General features: G+C 74.4%; 19 protein-coding genes and 1 tRNA gene. 9 read left to right on the top strand and 11 right to left on the bottom strand.

What is annotated here, in order from left to right; translation table 11 throughout:
* Nucleotides 1-138 precede the first annotated feature (138 nt).
* Complete coding sequence (locus FHL80_RS06525; protein WP_216870491.1) at nt 139-1,089, top strand: anti-sigma factor RsbA family regulatory protein; 951 nt, start codon at nt 139-141, stop codon at nt 1,087-1,089.
* A 57-nt stretch (nt 1,090-1,146) separates the two neighbouring features.
* Here the strand turns inward: FHL80_RS06525 and idi are convergent, their stop codons facing one another.
* Nucleotides 1,147-1,704 (bottom strand): isopentenyl-diphosphate Delta-isomerase, encoded by a 558-nt coding sequence (idi, locus tag FHL80_RS06530; protein WP_138732696.1) that lies wholly within the window; start codon nt 1,702-1,704, stop codon nt 1,147-1,149.
* Between the two features lie 82 nt (nt 1,705-1,786).
* On the opposite strand from idi, the gene FHL80_RS06535 reads away from it, so the two are divergent.
* Together FHL80_RS06535 and FHL80_RS06540 are read left to right on the top strand one after the other, a co-directional pair.
* Nucleotides 1,787-2,620 carry an alpha/beta fold hydrolase gene (locus FHL80_RS06535; protein WP_138732644.1) on the top strand — a complete coding sequence of 278 codons (834 nt, stop codon included), beginning with the start codon at nt 1,787-1,789 and terminating at the stop codon, nt 2,618-2,620.
* A gap of 64 nt (nt 2,621-2,684) precedes the next feature.
* Nucleotides 2,685-3,764 (top strand): NAD-dependent epimerase/dehydratase family protein, encoded by a 1,080-nt coding sequence (locus FHL80_RS06540; protein WP_138732645.1) that lies wholly within the window; start codon nt 2,685-2,687, stop codon nt 3,762-3,764.
* Nucleotides 3,765-3,840: 76 nt separating this feature from the next.
* Here the strand turns inward: FHL80_RS06540 and FHL80_RS06545 are convergent, their stop codons facing one another.
* Both FHL80_RS06545 and FHL80_RS06550 read right to left on the bottom strand, forming a co-directional pair.
* On the bottom strand, nt 3,841-4,995 hold the full coding sequence (locus FHL80_RS06545) for an acyl-CoA dehydrogenase family protein (protein WP_138732646.1): 1,155 nt from the start codon (nt 4,993-4,995) through the stop codon (nt 3,841-3,843).
* 87 nt (nt 4,996-5,082) lie between these two features.
* Complete coding sequence (locus tag FHL80_RS06550) at nt 5,083-5,937, bottom strand: aldo/keto reductase (RefSeq protein ID WP_138732647.1); 855 nt, start codon at nt 5,935-5,937, stop codon at nt 5,083-5,085.
* A 251-nt stretch (nt 5,938-6,188) separates the two neighbouring features.
* Here FHL80_RS06550 and FHL80_RS06555 point away from each other — a divergent pair, with 251 nt between their 5' ends.
* On the top strand, nt 6,189-6,788 hold the full coding sequence (locus tag FHL80_RS06555; protein WP_138732648.1) for a histidine phosphatase family protein: 600 nt from the start codon (nt 6,189-6,191) through the stop codon (nt 6,786-6,788).
* Between the two features lie 168 nt (nt 6,789-6,956).
* Here the strand turns inward: FHL80_RS06555 and FHL80_RS06560 are convergent, their stop codons facing one another.
* On the bottom strand, nt 6,957-8,036 hold the full coding sequence (locus tag FHL80_RS06560; protein WP_138732649.1) for an EAL domain-containing protein: 1,080 nt from the start codon (nt 8,034-8,036) through the stop codon (nt 6,957-6,959).
* Nucleotides 8,037-8,160: 124 nt separating this feature from the next.
* Here FHL80_RS06560 and FHL80_RS06565 point away from each other — a divergent pair, with 124 nt between their 5' ends.
* A complete protein-coding gene (locus tag FHL80_RS06565; protein WP_138732650.1) occupies nt 8,161-8,781 on the top strand; it encodes a TetR-like C-terminal domain-containing protein in 621 nt (206 codons plus the stop codon).
* A 3-nt stretch (nt 8,782-8,784) separates the two neighbouring features.
* Here FHL80_RS06565 and FHL80_RS06570 read toward each other — a convergent pair whose 3' ends face one another.
* Genes FHL80_RS06570 through FHL80_RS06580 form a run of 3 tightly spaced genes read right to left on the bottom strand, consistent with a single transcriptional unit; the run spans nt 8,785 to nt 9,897 of the window.
* Nucleotides 8,785-9,222, bottom strand: coding sequence for a metal-sensitive transcriptional regulator (locus tag FHL80_RS06570; RefSeq protein ID WP_138732651.1), 438 nt, complete (start codon nt 9,220-9,222; stop codon nt 8,785-8,787).
* On the bottom strand, nt 9,134-9,631 hold the full coding sequence (locus FHL80_RS06575; RefSeq protein ID WP_138732652.1) for a DUF427 domain-containing protein: 498 nt from the start codon (nt 9,629-9,631) through the stop codon (nt 9,134-9,136). The genes FHL80_RS06570 and FHL80_RS06575 overlap by 89 nt, the downstream gene beginning before the upstream one ends.
* 32 nt (nt 9,632-9,663) lie before the next feature.
* The gene (locus tag FHL80_RS06580) at nt 9,664-9,897 is read right to left on the bottom strand and encodes a DUF3618 domain-containing protein (RefSeq protein WP_138732653.1); all 234 of its coding nucleotides are present in this window, start codon (nt 9,895-9,897) and stop codon (nt 9,664-9,666) included.
* Between the two features lie 205 nt (nt 9,898-10,102).
* On the opposite strand from FHL80_RS06580, the gene FHL80_RS06585 reads away from it, so the two are divergent.
* Nucleotides 10,103-10,183, top strand: a tRNA-Leu gene (locus FHL80_RS06585).
* Between the two features lie 47 nt (nt 10,184-10,230).
* Nucleotides 10,231-10,842, top strand: a complete 612-nt coding sequence (locus tag FHL80_RS06590) for a class I SAM-dependent methyltransferase (RefSeq protein WP_138732654.1) — start codon at nt 10,231-10,233, stop codon at nt 10,840-10,842.
* 2 nt (nt 10,843-10,844) lie between these two features.
* On the opposite strand, the gene FHL80_RS25270 is transcribed toward FHL80_RS06590, so the two are convergent.
* Genes FHL80_RS25270 through rph form a run of 4 tightly spaced genes read right to left on the bottom strand, consistent with a single transcriptional unit; the run spans nt 10,845 to nt 13,399 of the window.
* Nucleotides 10,845-11,765 (bottom strand): DUF6910 family protein, encoded by a 921-nt coding sequence (locus FHL80_RS25270; RefSeq protein WP_216870492.1) that lies wholly within the window; start codon nt 11,763-11,765, stop codon nt 10,845-10,847.
* Between the two features lie 43 nt (nt 11,766-11,808).
* A complete protein-coding gene (locus FHL80_RS06600; RefSeq protein ID WP_138732655.1) occupies nt 11,809-12,072 on the bottom strand; it encodes a hypothetical protein in 264 nt (87 codons plus the stop codon).
* Entirely contained in the window at nt 12,072-12,680 is a 609-nt protein-coding gene (rdgB, locus tag FHL80_RS06605; RefSeq protein WP_138732656.1) for an RdgB/HAM1 family non-canonical purine NTP pyrophosphatase, read from the bottom strand. Before rdgB ends, FHL80_RS06600 begins: the two co-directional genes overlap by 1 nt.
* The gene (gene rph / locus FHL80_RS06610; protein WP_138732657.1) at nt 12,677-13,399 is read right to left on the bottom strand and encodes a ribonuclease PH; all 723 of its coding nucleotides are present in this window, start codon (nt 13,397-13,399) and stop codon (nt 12,677-12,679) included. Before rph ends, rdgB begins: the two co-directional genes overlap by 4 nt.
* A gap of 39 nt (nt 13,400-13,438) precedes the next feature.
* On the opposite strand from rph, the gene FHL80_RS06615 reads away from it, so the two are divergent.
* Entirely contained in the window at nt 13,439-13,843 is a 405-nt protein-coding gene (locus FHL80_RS06615; protein ID WP_138732658.1) for a YjbQ family protein, read from the top strand.
* 48 nt (nt 13,844-13,891) lie between these two features.
* A complete protein-coding gene (bcp, locus tag FHL80_RS06620; protein ID WP_138732659.1) occupies nt 13,892-14,392 on the top strand; it encodes a thioredoxin-dependent thiol peroxidase in 501 nt (166 codons plus the stop codon).
* The last annotated feature ends 13 nt before the right edge of the window (nt 14,393-14,405 follow it).

Raw genomic sequence — 14,405 nt, forward strand, 5'->3', positions numbered from 1 at the left:
TCGCTGTCCCACCCCCCGCGCCCCGAAACGCCGAGCGGCGCACCGTGGCCACTGTGAGCTGCGTGACGGATGTGTTCCGAGCGCATCCAGCGGGCACACGTGGAGGCGTCGAAGCAACCGACAAGAGACGGGGGCTCCGTGGTGCAGCCGATCCAGGACCAGCAGGTGTACCGGCACGTCGGGTACGTGATGAACGGCCGTGAGGACGTCGCCCACCGGGTGGGGCCGTTCCTGAAGAGCGCGATCGCCATGGGCGAACCCGTGGTGATCGCCTGCCCCGACCCGATGGCCTCCGCCCTCGCCGCCGCGCTGGGCAGCGACCAGGACGTCCACGTGGTGCCGGCCGAGCCCATCGGCCACCGGCCGCCGGACGCACTCGCCGCCATCGCCGACCTGGTCGACCGCGACCTGCCCGGTGACGGTCGCCGCCTGAACCTCGTCACCGGCCCCGGCCGGCAAGACGCCGGGTCGTCGTGGCTGCAGTTCGAGGCGCTGCTCAACCACGTGCTCGCCGACCGGCCGGTCGACCACCTCTGCCTGATGACCGCCGTCGAGGCCACGGACACCGCTGCCATGGCCCGGGCGACCCACCCGTGGCTGCTCACCGACGCGGGCCTGGTGCCCAGCCCGGACTACCGCGCACCCGAAGAGCTGCTGCGGGAGGTGCAGCGGGCCGGGGAGCCCGACCCGCTCGAGGCGACCGAGCCCACCCTGGCGCTGGTCGACCTCGACGACATGCGGGTGCTGCGCCGGGCGCTGAACCGGGTGCTGGCCCAGAGCGCGCTGTCCCCCGACGCCGCGCAGGACTTCGTGCTGGCCATCGACGAGGTGACCGCCAACGCCGCCGAGCACGGCATCCCGCCGGTCGACGTGCGGCTGTGGTGCACCCCGGAGCGGCTGCTGTGCGCGATCACCGACCACGGTGCGTGCTTCGACGACCCGCTGGTCGGCTACGGCCCCGCCCACGGGGACATGGCCGTCGGCGGGATGGGGCTGTGGCTCGCCCGCCGCTCGGTCGACAGCCTGACCGCCTCCCCGGCCGACGAGTTCGGCGACGGCTGCACCGTCCGCCTCGTCGTCAACGCCTGACGGCCTCGCTGCAGGGGCCCGCCGCGAGCCTGCGAGTGGTGGGGGCAGCGAGGTCCTTCAGCGGTCCGTCAGCAGGCCGGCGGCCTCGATGAGGCGAGCCTGCTCGCGGCACCACGGGGACCAGTCGTCGTGCTGCTGGGTCTCCTGCCGGTCGCGGAAGGTGGCCCAGTCCAGCATCTCCCACTCCCCGACCTCGCTCGGGTCCGGGCGGGGCGTGCCGGTGAACCGCCCCAGGTAGACCGGGCAGATCTCGTTCTCCACCACGCCGCGGAACTCCGCGCGGTACCGGTAGGAGGGCACCGCGGGCCGCAGGTCGGCCACGCCGAGGCCGAGCTCGAAGTCTGCCCGCCGGGCGATCGCCGCGGTGTCGGTCTCCCCCGGCGCGGGGTGCCCGCACACCGTGTTGGTCCACATGCCCGGGAACGTCGCCTTCGTCTGCGCGCGGCGGGTGACCAGCAGCCGCGCCTCGTCGTCGAACAGGTAGGCCGAGAAGGCCCGGTGCAGCGGTGTCTCACCGTGGTGGACCAGCGGCTTGGGCATCGTGCCGATCGCCGTCCCCTGCTCGTCGACCAGGACGATCAGCTCTGCCGTCGGAGATGCCACCACGTCCCCCATCGTCCCCGACGCGCGCGCGACGTGCGCGGACGGCCCCGACCGCCGGGTGCGCGGGCCCGGCGCAGCAGGCACTGTGGGGTGCATGGACAGCTTCTCCCGCGGCGACCTCGTCTTCGACGTCCGGGACTCCGGCCCGGCCGACGGTGCCCCCGTCGTCCTGCTGCACGGCTTCCCGCAGGACGCCGGGGCGTTCGACCGGTTGAGCCCGGTGCTGCACTCGGCCGGGCTGCGCACGCTTGCCCCCGACCAGCGCGGTTACTCCCCCCGCGCCCGGCCTGAGGGGCGGTCGGCCTACGCCCTGCGGGAGCTGGTGGACGACGTCCTGGCCCTGCTGGATGCCGCCGGCCTGCAGAGCGCCCACGTGGTCGGGCACGACTGGGGTGGCATCGTGGCCTGGGCGCTGGCCGGCTGGCACCCGTGGCGGGTGCGCACGCTGACCGCGCTGTCGGTGCCGCACCCGGCCGCGATGAGCCAGGCGCTGGTGCACAGCGACCAGGCGCTGCGCTCGTCCTACATGGGCTTCTTCCAGCTGCCGCTGGTCCCGGAGGGCGTGCTGCTGGCCGGGGGCGGCGCGGCGCTGCGGCGGATGCTGCGCTCGGGTGGCCTGCCGCCGGACCTCGTCGACTCCTACGTCGCCCGGATGCAGCAGCCGGGCGCGCTGACCGCCGCGCTGAACTGGTACCGCGCGCTCCCCTACGGAGCCCGGACGCCGCTGGGCACGATCAAGGTGCCGACGCTGCACGTGTGGGGCGCCCGCGACGCCTTCCTGGGCCGGGCGGCGACCGAGGCCACCGCCCGGTTCGTCGAGGCGCCGTACGCCCTGGAGGTCCTCGAGGACGCCGATCACTGGATCCCCGAGCTGGCCGCCGAGCGCACCGGGGAGCTGATCACCGCCCACGTGCGCACCTCGTCCTGATCGTCGGTGGCCGGGGGTGGAGGTCAGCGGTTGAGCGGTGTGCGTGTCCGGGTAGCGGTCCTGCATGGCTGAGCTGACCAGCGGACTCCTCCCGGGCATGACCGTCGCGATCACCGGTGCCAGCGGCAACGTGGGCACGGCGCTGCTGCGTGCCCTCGCCGGCGCCGGGGTGGGCGAGGTGCGCGGCCTGGCCCGGCGCCGCCCGCCGGAGACCGAGCCCTACGCGGGGGTGCGGTGGTTCTCCGCCGACCTCGGCTCCCCGGACAGCGAACCGGTGCTCGCCGAGTTCCTCGCCGGGGCCGACGCCGTGGTCCACCTGGCCTGGGCGCTGATCCCCGACCGGCGGCCAGACGTGCTGCAGGCGGTGAACATCGAGGGCACCCGGCGGGTCCTCGCCGCGGCCGGGGCCGCCGGGGTGCCGCACGTGGTGCACATGTCCTCGATCGGCACCTACGCCGCCGGGCCGCAGGTGCACCCGGTCCGCGAGGACTGGCCCGCCACCGGCGTGCCCAGCTCGCAGTACAGCCGGCAGAAGGTCGAGTGCGAGCAGATGGTCGCCGCGTTCGACGCCGAGCACCCGACCACGACCGTCTCGGTCACCCGGCCCACCCTGGTGCTGCAGCCCGACGCCGCCAGCGAGATCGGCCGGTACTTCCTCGGCCCGCTGCTGTTCCCCGCAGCCCGGGCGGTGCCGGGGCCGGTGGCCAAGCTGCTCCCCCTGCCGCTGCCGAGCTCCCTGCACCTGGGCTTCGTGCACAGCGCCGACGTCGCCGACGGGATCGCCCGCATCCTCGACCGCCAGGCGCCGGGGCCGTTCAACCTGTCCGCGCCGCCGGACCTCGACGCCGACGGGATCGCGCGCGCGCTGGGGGTCCGCCGGGTCCCGGTGCCCGCCGCCGTGCTGCGCACCGGCATGCAGGCGGCGTTCCTGGCCCACGTGCTGCAGATCGAGCCCGGCTGGCTGGACCTCGGCATCGGCGTGCCACCGCTGGACACAACCCGGGCGCGCTCGCTGCTCGGCTGGCGGGCCACGCACAGCGGCGGTGACCTGCTGCGGGAGTTCGTCGCGGCGCTGGGCAGCGGCGCGGGCCACACCGGTCCGCTGCTGCACCCGGGCACCGGCCCGGAGCACACCCCCGCCTAGCAGAAGGACCCCCTCGCCCCCACCGCTCGCACGCTCACGGTGGGCCCCTGCGAGGGGGCCGGTCGATCCGCATGACCTATCCCCTGGGCATGCCCGCCGCGCGCAGCAGCGCGCCGCCGATGATGACCTTCTGCACCTCGCTGGTGCCCTCGTAGAGGCGGTACAGCCGGGCGTCACGGTAGAAGCGCTCGACCGGGGTGGTGCGCAGGTAGCCCAGCCCGCCGTGCACCTGGACGGCGCGGTCGGTGGCCCGGCCGACCATCTCGCTGCAGAAGAGCTTGGCCGAGGACGGACCGACCGAGGTGTCCTCGCCGGAGTCGTAGCGGGCGGCGACGTCGACCACCATACTGCGGGCGGCGAGCAGCTCGGCGTGGGTCTCCGCGATCATCGCCTGCACCAGCTGGAACCGGCCGATCGGGGCGCCGCCCTGCTGGGCGGTGGCGGCGTAGGCGACGGACTCGTCGAGCACCCGCTGCGCCATCCCCACGCAGAGCGCGGCGATGTGCAGCCGGCCGCGGGAGAGCACGGTGAGCGCCTTGGCGTAGCCGCGGCCCTCCTCCCCGATCAGCGCGTCGGCGGGGACCCGGACGTCGTCGAAGAAGACCTCGGCGGTCCAGGCACCGGACTGGCCCATCTTCTTGTCGTGCGGGCCGACCGTCACCCCCGGGGCGGTGGCGTCGACGACGAAGCTGGAGATGCCGCGACCGCCCTTCTCGGCGGGGTCGCTGCGGGCGAAGACGACGAAGAGGTCGGCGATCGGCGCGTTGGTGATGTAGCGCTTGCCGCCGGTGACCACCCACCCGTCGCCGTCCCGCCGGGCGGTGGTGCGCATGCCGGCCGGGTCCGAGCCGGCTTCGGCCTCGGTGAGCGCGAAGGACCCGATCAGCTCCCCCGCGGCCAGCCGGGGCAGGTAGGCCTTCTTCTGCTCCTCGCTGCCGAACCGGGCGATGACCTGACCGGCGATGCCGTTGTTGGTGCCGAACAGCGACCGGAAGGCCGGGGTCGTGTAGCCGAACTCGAAGGCCAGCTGCACGTCCTCGCTCATCGTGACGCCGAGGCCGCCGTGCTCCTCGGGCAGGGCGTAGCCGAACAACCCCATGTCGGCGGCGGCGCCGCGCAGCTCATCGGGGATGCGGTCGGTGAGGTCGATCTCCTCCTCGCGGGGCACCACGACCTCGCGGACCAGCTGGCGAACGGCGTCCTTGACCTGAGCGAAGTCCTCGGCGTCCATGCCGGACATGCTGGACCCCCGGCCGCGACGATCGCGACCGGGGTCCGTGGTGCCTGTTCCGCCAAAGGCGTGCCTTTGGCGACGGCCTCAGGCGAGGGTGTCGAGCTTGGCCATGTCGTCGGCCGAGAGGGTGAGCTGGGCGGCGCCCAGGTTCTCCGTCAGGTGGTCGACGGACTTGGTGCCCGGGATGGGGAGGACGACCGGCGACTTCTGCAGCAGCCAGGCCAGCGCGACCTGGGACGGCGTGGCGTCGAGTTCCTCGGCCACTGCCGCGACCGGGCTGTCGGGCTTGGCCAGGTCGCCGGTGGCGATCGGGAACCACGGGATGAAGGCGATGCCCTGCGCCTGGGCGTACTCGAGCACGTCCTGGCTCTGCCGGTTGGTCAGGTTGTACAGGTTCTGCACGCTGGCGATCTCGGTGATCGCCTGGGCTGCCTGGAGCTCCTCGACGGAGACCTCGGAGACACCGATGTGCCGGACCTTGCCCTGCTCCTTGAGCTCGGCGAAGGCGCCCAGCTGGTCGGCGAGGGGCACCTGCGGGTCGATGCGGTGCAGCTGGATGAGGTCGATCCGGTCGACCCTCAGGTTCCGCAGCGACAGCTCGACCTGCTGGGTGAGGTACTCGGGCCGACCGCACGGCGGCCAGACGCCCGGGCCGGTGCGGGTGAGGCCGGCCTTGGTCGCGATGACCAGTCCGTCGGCGTAGGGGAAGGCGGCCTCGGCGATGATCTGCTCGCTGACCTGCGGGCCGTAGGAGTCCGCGGTGTCGATGAAGTCGACGCCCTGCTCGAGGGCGGCCCTGACGACGGCGATCGCGCCGGGCCGGTCGGCCGGCTCGCCCCAGACGCCGGGGCCGGTGAGCTGCATGGCGCCGTAGCCGAGGCGGTGGACGGTGAGGTCGCCGCCGAGGTCGAAGGTGAGCTGCGTGGTGGACGTGGTCATGCGGGTCCTCCTGGTGTGGTCGTCGCCCCGGGCCTGTGCCACCGGGGTCCCGTTGCGCACAAGCAGGTGAGGACGCCGACCCTTCCCGCATCCCTCCGATGTGACCGGCCGCACGACCAGTGCGGCGTCCGGCCATGGTGCAGGGTGGGAGCGGTTGGGCCGGCCCGCCGCTGGACATGTCCGGGACGTCGGCCCGGTCGGGAGCAGGCACAGGGCGGGACCGGGGACGGTCGCCGCGGGAGAGGATCGACGTGGGTGAACTGGTGGTCGTCCGGCACGGGCAGACCGAGTGGAGCAGGAGTGGCCAGCACACCGGCCTCACCGACCTGCCGCTGCTGCCCGGAGGTGAGGACGACGCCCGCCGGTTGCGCCCGGTCCTGGCCCAGCGGCACATCACGCACGCCTTCGTCAGCCCGCTGACCCGGGCCCGGCGCACCGCCGAGCTCGCCGGGCTCTTCGACGACGGCATCGTGGCCGCGGTCGACCCGGACCTGGTCGAGGTGGACTACGGCCGCTGGGAGGGCCGGACGACCCCCGAGATCCGCGCCGAGCTCGGACACCCGTGGTCGCTGTGGGAGGACGGCACCGAGCCCGGCGACACCCCCGGGGAGAACCTGGAGCAGGTGGCCGAGCGGGTCGACCGGGTGCTGGAGCGGGCGCGCCCGCTGCTGGCCGACGGCGACGTCGCCCTGGTCGCGCACGGGCACGTGCTGCGCATCCTCACCGCCCGCTACCTGGGCCTCGGGCCGGAGAAGGGCGCACTGTTCCCGCTGGCCACGGGGCGCTACGGCGTCCTCGGCGCCGAGCACGACTGGCCCGCGCTCACCGGCTGGAACACCGGCTGCCCCTGACCCGCCGAACGGCCAACGGGCGAACGGCGAACGGTGAACGGTGAACGGCGAACGGTGATCAGGTCACCTGATCAATGGGCGTCCTCCCGCACCAACGCTGGTGTGGGAGGACGGCCGTGGATCAGGTGACCTGATCCACGGTGGACGCCCGAGGGTCCGGCGGGCCGCTCAGGCGAGGACGAGCTCCGGCTCGGACTCCGGCTCGGGCCGCACCGGCCGGCCGAACAGCCACCCCTGCCCCAGGTCGGCGCCCACGGCCCGCGCCTGGTCCGCCGTCCGCTCGCTCTCGATCCCCTCCGCGACAACCAGCCCGCCCTGCACGTGGGTGAGCTCGATGAGCGCCCGGGCGATCGCGTTGGGGCCCGGCTCGTGCAGCCGGGCGACCAGGGTCTTGCTCAGCTTCAGCACGTCGGGGCGGACGACCGACACCAGCGCGAGGCTCGACCAGCCGACGTGCACGTCGTCCAGGGCGATCCGCCAGCCCAGCGACCGGTGGTGCTCCAGCACCGACAGCAGGTGCTCCCGGTCGGTGACCGCGTGCGAGGCGACCACCTCGAACACCAGCTGCCGCGGGTCGATGCCGCTGTCGTGCACCACCGCCTCGGTGCTGGCCAGGCAGACCGACGGCCGGTGGACGGCGGCGGGGTTGGAGTTCACGTACAGGTCCGCGCCGCCCAGCCAGCCGGCTGCGCCGGTGATCGCGGCCTCCCGGGCCAGCCGGTCCAGCCGGCGCAGCCAGCCGGCCCGCTCGGCCAGGAAGAACAGGTCTCCCCCGCCCACCTCGCGGCCGTCGACTCGGCCGCGGAGCAGGGCCTCGTGCCCGACCATCCCGCCGGTGGCCAGCGACATGATCGGCTGGTAGACCGGCCACAGCACGGCGTCGGTGAGCAGCGACATCTCCACGGTGACGCCCCGGCGGGCGAGCTCCACCGCCAGGGTCGGTGCGGTGAGCAGGCGGGTGGCGAGGGCGACGCCGTCGGCGGGCGGGTCGGTGGTCACCCGCACGGCCTCGGTCTCCGCGGTGGTCAGCTCGCGCGCCAGCCGCTGCAGCAGCCGGTCGATCCGCCGGCCGCCCTCGTCGTCGACGATGTCGAGCAGCCCGGGGGCGGTGCCGATCCGCAGGCCCATCGCCCCGGCGACCCGGGAGATGCTGGGCAGCACGTGGCTGAGCGTGCTGGCCAGCAGCAGCCGGCGGGCACGCTGAGGGGTCTCCCAGGAGGGACGCACGACGTCGACAGGACCGGTCACGGCAGCAGGATGACCGACCGCCGAGCCGCTGCCCGGCAGGCGCGCGGGCGGGACCTGACAGCACTGTGTCCGTTCCGTGGGACCTGGGATGGGGCGTGAAGATCAACACGTCTACTGTTCAGGTGTGCCCAACCAGAACGGCTCCGATGGTGATCGACCGGGTCGTGGCGGCCGCCCGCGTGACCCGTCCCGGGACGGCGCCATCCGGGAGGCGATCCTGCAGGTGCTCGCCGAGTCCGGCTACGCGGGCCTGACCATGGACGCCGTGGCCGCTGCCGCCGGCGTGGGCAAGGCGACGATCTACCGGCGCTGGCGCACCAAGTCCGACCTGGTCACCGACGCGGTCGCCGGGCTGAGCTCGATGTCGATCGACAGCCCTGACACCGGGTCGCTCGAGGGCGACCTGCGGGTGCTGCTGCGCTGGCTGGTCGGCGCCGTCAACGGCCCGCTCGGGGCGGCCACCTTGTCGCTGCTGTCGGCGATGCCGCACGAGCCGGGGTTGCGCGAGGCGTTCCACAGCGGCCCGATGGGCGTCTGGAGCACGACGTTCCGCGAGGTCTGGGAGCGCGCCGAGGCCCGCGGTGAGGTGCAGCAGCCGATCGCCGGGACGGCGGTGGCCTCGACCGCCAGCGCGCCGATCCTGCAGCGCTGGCTGTTCAGCGCGGAGCCGGTGCCGGAGACCTTCGCCGACGAGCTGCTCGCCGACGTCGTCATGCCGCTGATCGGCGTGCGCAACGCCGCCTGAGGCTCAGCCCGTGTCGACCGCCGACCGGAAGCCGCGCAGCCGCAGGCTGTTGGCGACCACCAGCACCGAGGACGCCGCCATCGCCAGCCCGGCCAGCACCAGGTTGGCGGTCGAGGCCTCGGCGATCTTCGCCTCGGCGGCCGCGCCGTCGTCGTCGGCGCTGCTGGTGACCGCCTGCAGGGCCTTGGTCGCCGCGGAGACCGGGGTGAGGACGTCGATGCAGCAGGTGTCCTCCTCCACCATCCGCGCGATGCACCGGACCTGGCCCTCGACGCGCTCGAGGCGGGCGAGGACCTGCTCCTTGTCGTCGGCGTGGCCGGTCGTGCAGCCGTCGTACCCCCCGGGGTACCGGTCACCAGCCGCGGGTGCCGGGCTCCCCCTTGAACGGGCCGACCACCTCGGCGGTGATCCAGCCGCCGTAGAAGTTCCCGGCCTGGGCACGCACGGGCTCCCCGTCGACGGTCGCGCGGTCGACGCGGCTCGGGTAGAACGCGAGCGCGCCGCGCAGCTGCTCGTAGCCGGCGGTGGGCCGCTCGTAGGACCAGGCGACCGAGGACCACCGGACGCCGTCGACGACGGCGTCCCAGTAGGTCGCCGTCCCCTTGAACTCACACCACGACGACCCGGCGGCGCGCTCCAGGACACCGGGGGCGACGTCGTCGCGGGGCACGTAGAAGACCGGGGGGTGGCTGGTCTCGCAGACGCGGACGGCGCGGTCGGTGGCGGCGACGACGCGGCCGCCGAGGACGACCTCGATCCGCCGTCCGGTCACCTCGGCCGACGGCGGACGTGGGTAGTCCCAGACGGACTCCTGATCGGGGCCGACCGGGTCGGGCTGTGGGTGGCGCACTCCCCGATTGTGCGCCACCAATGAGGATCGGGTCAGCGCCGGACGCGGCGGACGATCTTCCGGGTGACGACGAAGGTGACGGTCAGGCCGACCGCGCCCATGATCGCCATGCCGGGCGGGCTCTGCAGGAACGCCTGCGCCTTCTCCTTGGCCTGGTCGCCCAGGCGCTTGGGGCTGGTCCGGAACGCCAGCTCGTCCAAGGTGGCGGCCAGCGACTCGCGGGCGGCGTCGATCTCGTTCTGGATCTGCTCAGGGCTGCGCGGCACGCGCGACAGCCTGCCAGATGGCATCGCGGACGGCCCGGTCAGCGGTCCACGAGCACCCGATGGGGTGCCTCGTCACGGGCCGACCCGGCCCCCGAGGACGCTCAGCGGCCCCGACGCGCCGGCCGCCGGGAGGTCAGGCGCACGTCCCGAGCCTGCGGACGCGGTCGACCGGTCTCCTGCGCCGGCCTCCTAGACTCCCGGCCACGCGGGAGTGGTGTAACGGCAGCCACGCCAGACTTAGGATCTGGTGCCTTCGGGCGTAGGGGTTCGACTCCCCTCTCCCGCACGCGAGGTCTTGCCCACCGCGGGCGTCCCGGAGGAACCTGCGTCGGCATGGGGGTCTACAGCCGGCACCTGCGGCCGCGGCTGCACGACCGGCTGCTCGCCGACACGGCGACGTCCGAGGTGCGGGATCGCGTCTGCGCCGGGCTGGCCGGGGACGTGCTCGAGATCGGCTTCGGCTCGGGGCTCAACCTCGCCCACCTGCCGCCGGCGGTCACCGGGGTCTGGGCGGTCGAGCCCTCGGCCACCGCGGTCCGGCTCTCCGCGCCGCGCCGGGACGCCTCGCCGGTCCCGGTGTTGCTCGCCGGCGACGACGCCCAGGCGTTGCCGTTCCCCGACCACCGGTTCGACGCGGCCCTCTGCACCTGGGTGCTGTGCAGCATCCCCGACCGCCGGCGGGCGCTGGCCGAGGTGGCCCGCGTCCTCCGCCCCGGCGGCCGCCTGCACTTCGTCGAGCACGGGCTGGCCCCGGACCCGCAGGTCGTCCGGTGGCAGCGGCGGGCCAACCCGCTCAGCCGCGCGCTGTCCGGGTGCGAGCTGGACGTCGACGTCGCCGGGCTGCTCGCCGTCTCCCCGCTGACCGTGACCGAGCTGACCGGCTGGTACCTGCCGGGCGCACCGCGGTCCACCGGCTTCCTCACCGCTGGCCGGGCGACCGCCTGAGGTCAGTCCAGGACGACGCGCAGGTCCAGCTGGACGGACGGCGCGTCGGGGTCGTCGGCGTCCACGACCGCCAGCAGGTGCACCGCGCCGCCGCTGGGCTCGCGCAGCGCCAGGCCCTCGACCTTCTGCACCCGGCCGCCCACCTCCGGGACCGCCGCGACGGCCACGACGTCGCCGCCGTCGACCAGCACCAGCGCGGTGGCGACCACCGGACCGTCGTCGACGGCGTTCGGGGTGTCCTCGGCAGCGGTGCTGAGCAGCAGCCGCCCGTCGGGGAGCGCGACGGCATCGGTGACGGCCAGCCCGACGCCGCCGACCTCGCCGAGGTCGTACGTCCGCGGGCTCGCCACGACCACCGAGTCCGCGTCGGCCCGGCCGAGGACCACCTCGACCAGCTCCGCGAGGGCCACGTCGACGCTCGCCGAGGGCAGTCCGGCGGCGAGGTTGCCGCGCTGGAACCAGCGCAGCGTCGCGCCTGAACGGCCGGCCCCCTCCAGGTTGAGCTGGTCGAGCGGGACACCCAGCCGCGCGGCGACGCGGGCGTAGAGCGGGTCCAGGTCGGCAGCGGTGACCGCCGGCCGGCCGTCGACCAACTGGACGAGCACTCCGCGCATGCGCCGTCCGGTGGAACCGGAGCCGAGGAGCAGCACGGCGGTGGACCCGTCCACCTCGGCGGGGCACGCGACCTCGAGGTCCGGCTTGAGACCCTTGGTCCCCGCCGCCTCGGTGAACCGGTCGTGGCCCTCGACGGCGGGGAGCAGCCGCAGCGGGTCGATGCGGCCGGCGCGCTGCCACGCGGCCGAGGTCGCGTCGTCCTGGGCGATGAGCCAGCCCTCGCCGAGCGGTGCGACGGCCGACGCCGCGGTCACCGGCGTCCCGTCGTCGAACCACAGCGCCCGGACGTCGTCCACGAAGACCTCCACCCGGTCCACTGTGCCGGGCCGGACGGTCGGTCGCGCGTCCAGCTCACTCCAGGTCGTCGTCCGCCCAGCCCTGCATCGCCTCGGCGCGGAACTGGGCCATGAACTGGTCGCGGGTGATCCCCCGCCGCTCGGCCTCGCGCTCGCAGAGCATGGCGATCACCAGGGACGCCTGGCGGACGACGTCGGCCCGGGTGTCCTGGTCCAGGCCGGCGAACACCGACGTCCACGCGCGCCAGTCGCCGTCCCCGGCCGCCTCGGCCATCTCCAGCACCAGGCCGAACCGGCGCAGCGCCTCGAGGTCGGCCATCAGCTGCGGCCCAGCACCTCGGCGACCACCGGCAGCAGCGCGGTGAACGCCTGGCCCCGGTGGCTGGCCGCGTCCTTCTCGGCGGGCTCCAGCTCCGCCGCGGTGCGCGCCGACCCGGCGGGCAGGAACACCGGGTCGTAGCCGAAGCCGTTCGTGCCCCGCGCCTCCCGCAGCACGGTGCCGCGCCACTCCGCCCGGAGCACGTGCTCCGCCCCCTCCGGCGTCACCAGCGCGGCGGCGCAGACGAAGGCGCCGCCCCGGCGCTCGTCCGGGACGTCGCCGAGCTGGCCCAGCAGCAGGGCGGTGTTCGCAGGGTCGTCCCCGTGCCGGCCGGACCAGCGGGCGGAGAAGATCCCGGGCATGCCGTTCAGCGCGTCCACGGTGAGCCCGGAGTCGTCGGCGACGGCCGGCAGGCCGGTGTACCGCACCGCCTCCCGGGCCTTGAGCAGCGCGTTCTCCTCGAAGGTCGCGCCGGTCTCCGGCGCCTCGGGGTACTCGGGCACGTCGCGCAGGCCGATCACCTCGACCCCCGGGACGGCGCTGGCCAGCAGCCGCCGGAGCTCGGCGAGCTTGCCGGCGTTGCGGGTGGCCAGCAGCAGCTGGGTCATGCCGCCAGCGCCTGCTGCTGGAGCCGGGTCAGCTCGGCGCAGCCGGTGACGGCGAGGTCCAGGAGCTGGTCGAGGGTCGTCCGGTCGAAGACGGCGCCCTCCGCCGTCCCCTGCACCTCGACGAAGTCGCCGGCACCGGTGCAGACGACGTTCATGTCGGTACCCGCCTTCACGTCCTCCTCGTAGGCGAGGTCCAGCCGGGGCTCGCCGTCGACGACCCCGACGCTGACCGCGGCGACCGACTGGGCGATCGCGGCGGGCTTGGCGAGCTTCCCGCGGCCGTCGAGCCAGCTCACCGCGTCGGCCAGGGCGACGTAGGCGCCGGTGATGGCCGCGGTGCGGGTGCCGCCGTCGGCCTGCAGGACGTCGCAGTCCAGGGCGATGCTGTTCTCCCCCAGCGCGGCCAGGTCGATCGACGCGCGCAGCGAGCGGCCGATGAGCCGGCTGATCTCGTGGGTGCGGCCGCCGATCCTGCCCTTGACCGACTCCCGGTCGCTGCGGGTGTGGGTGGCCCGCGGCAGCATCGAGTACTCGGCGGTGACCCAGCCAAGCCCCGAGCCGCGACGCCAGCGGGGCACGCCCTCGGTGACGCTGGCCGCGCACAGCACGCGGGTGCGGCCGAACTCGACGAGCACCGAGCCCTCGGCGTGGTCGAGCCAGTTGCGGGTGATGGTCACCGGGCGGAGGTGGTCGGCCGCACGGCCGTCGGGACGGGTCACGGATGCCGACAGTAGTGCGGCTCTGCGAGGCTCTCCCCCATGCGTTCGGAGCTGCGTGCGGTCCGCACCGGAGGAGTGCCCTCGATCGTCGACCTGACCGACGAGTGCGCGGACTTCGTCCGCGCAGAGGGTGACGGGCTGTTCCAGGTGTTCGCGCCGCACGCGACCGCCGGCATCGCCGTCATCGAGACCGGCGCCGGCAGCGACGACGACCTGCTCGCCCAGCTCGACGTGCTGCTCCCCCGCGACGACCGCTGGCGGCACCGGCACGGGGCGGCCGGCCACGGGCGTGACCACGTGCTGCCGGCCTTCGTGCCGCCGCACGCCAGCGTGCCGGTGCTGGGGGGGCGGCTCGCCCTGGGCACCTGGCAGCGGATCTGCTTCGTCGACACCAACATCGACAACCCGTCCCGGCACGTGCGGTTCACCTTCCTGCGCGGGTGACCCCGCCCGGGTTGGGAACCGTCGCCCGGGTGTAGGACCATGCTGGCCATGACCGAGACCGACAGCGGCATCAACACGGCGCCCGTCCGCCTCGCCCCCGGTGACCCCGCCCCGGCCTTCACCCTGCCCGACGCCGACGGCACGCAGGTGTCCCTCGCCGATCACCTGGGCCGGCGGGTCATCGTCTACTGCTACCCGGCGGCGCTGACCCCGGGCTGCACCACCCAGGCGGTCGACTTCACCGCCGCGGCCGGCGACCTCGCCGAGGCCGGGCTGGACATCATCGGCATCTCCCCCGACGCACCGGAGAAGCTGCACCGCTTCCGGGAGCAGGAGCAGCTGTCCATCACCCTCGTCTCTGACGAGGACAAGCAGGTGCTCACCGCCTACGGCGCCTTCGGGCCGAAGAAGCTGTACGGCAAGGAGGTCGTCGGGGTGATCCGCTCGACCTTCGTCATCGACGGCGCAGGTCGCGTGGAGAAGGCCGCCTACAACGTCAAGGCCACCGGGCACGTGGCCAAGCTCCGCCGGGACCTCGGGCTCGCCTGAGGAAGGACCTCCT

The organism is Modestobacter excelsi, assembly GCF_005930495.1.
GTDB lineage: Bacteria > Actinomycetota > Actinomycetes > Mycobacteriales > Geodermatophilaceae > Modestobacter > Modestobacter excelsi.

Excerpts from the sequence above, each read along its gene's own strand:
- idi (WP_138732696.1), bottom strand. The coding sequence starts at position 1,704 with ATGGGGGACGTGGTGGCATCTCCGACGGCAGAGCTGATCGTCCTGGTC.
- FHL80_RS06535 (WP_138732644.1), top strand. The coding sequence starts at position 1,787 with ATGGACAGCTTCTCCCGCGGCGACCTCGTCTTCGACGTCCGGGACTCC.
- FHL80_RS06540 (WP_138732645.1), top strand. The coding sequence starts at position 2,685 with ATGGCTGAGCTGACCAGCGGACTCCTCCCGGGCATGACCGTCGCGATC.
- FHL80_RS06545 (WP_138732646.1), bottom strand. The coding sequence starts at position 4,995 with ATGGACGCCGAGGACTTCGCTCAGGTCAAGGACGCCGTTCGCCAGCTG.
- FHL80_RS06550 (WP_138732647.1), bottom strand. The coding sequence starts at position 5,937 with ATGACCACGTCCACCACGCAGCTCACCTTCGACCTCGGCGGCGACCTC.
- FHL80_RS06590 (WP_138732654.1), top strand. The coding sequence starts at position 10,231 with ATGGGGGTCTACAGCCGGCACCTGCGGCCGCGGCTGCACGACCGGCTG.
- FHL80_RS06600 (WP_138732655.1), bottom strand. The coding sequence starts at position 12,072 with ATGGCCGACCTCGAGGCGCTGCGCCGGTTCGGCCTGGTGCTGGAGATG.
- rdgB (WP_138732656.1), bottom strand. The coding sequence starts at position 12,680 with ATGACCCAGCTGCTGCTGGCCACCCGCAACGCCGGCAAGCTCGCCGAG.
- FHL80_RS06615 (WP_138732658.1), top strand. The coding sequence starts at position 13,439 with ATGCGTTCGGAGCTGCGTGCGGTCCGCACCGGAGGAGTGCCCTCGATC.
- bcp (WP_138732659.1), top strand. The coding sequence starts at position 13,892 with ATGACCGAGACCGACAGCGGCATCAACACGGCGCCCGTCCGCCTCGCC.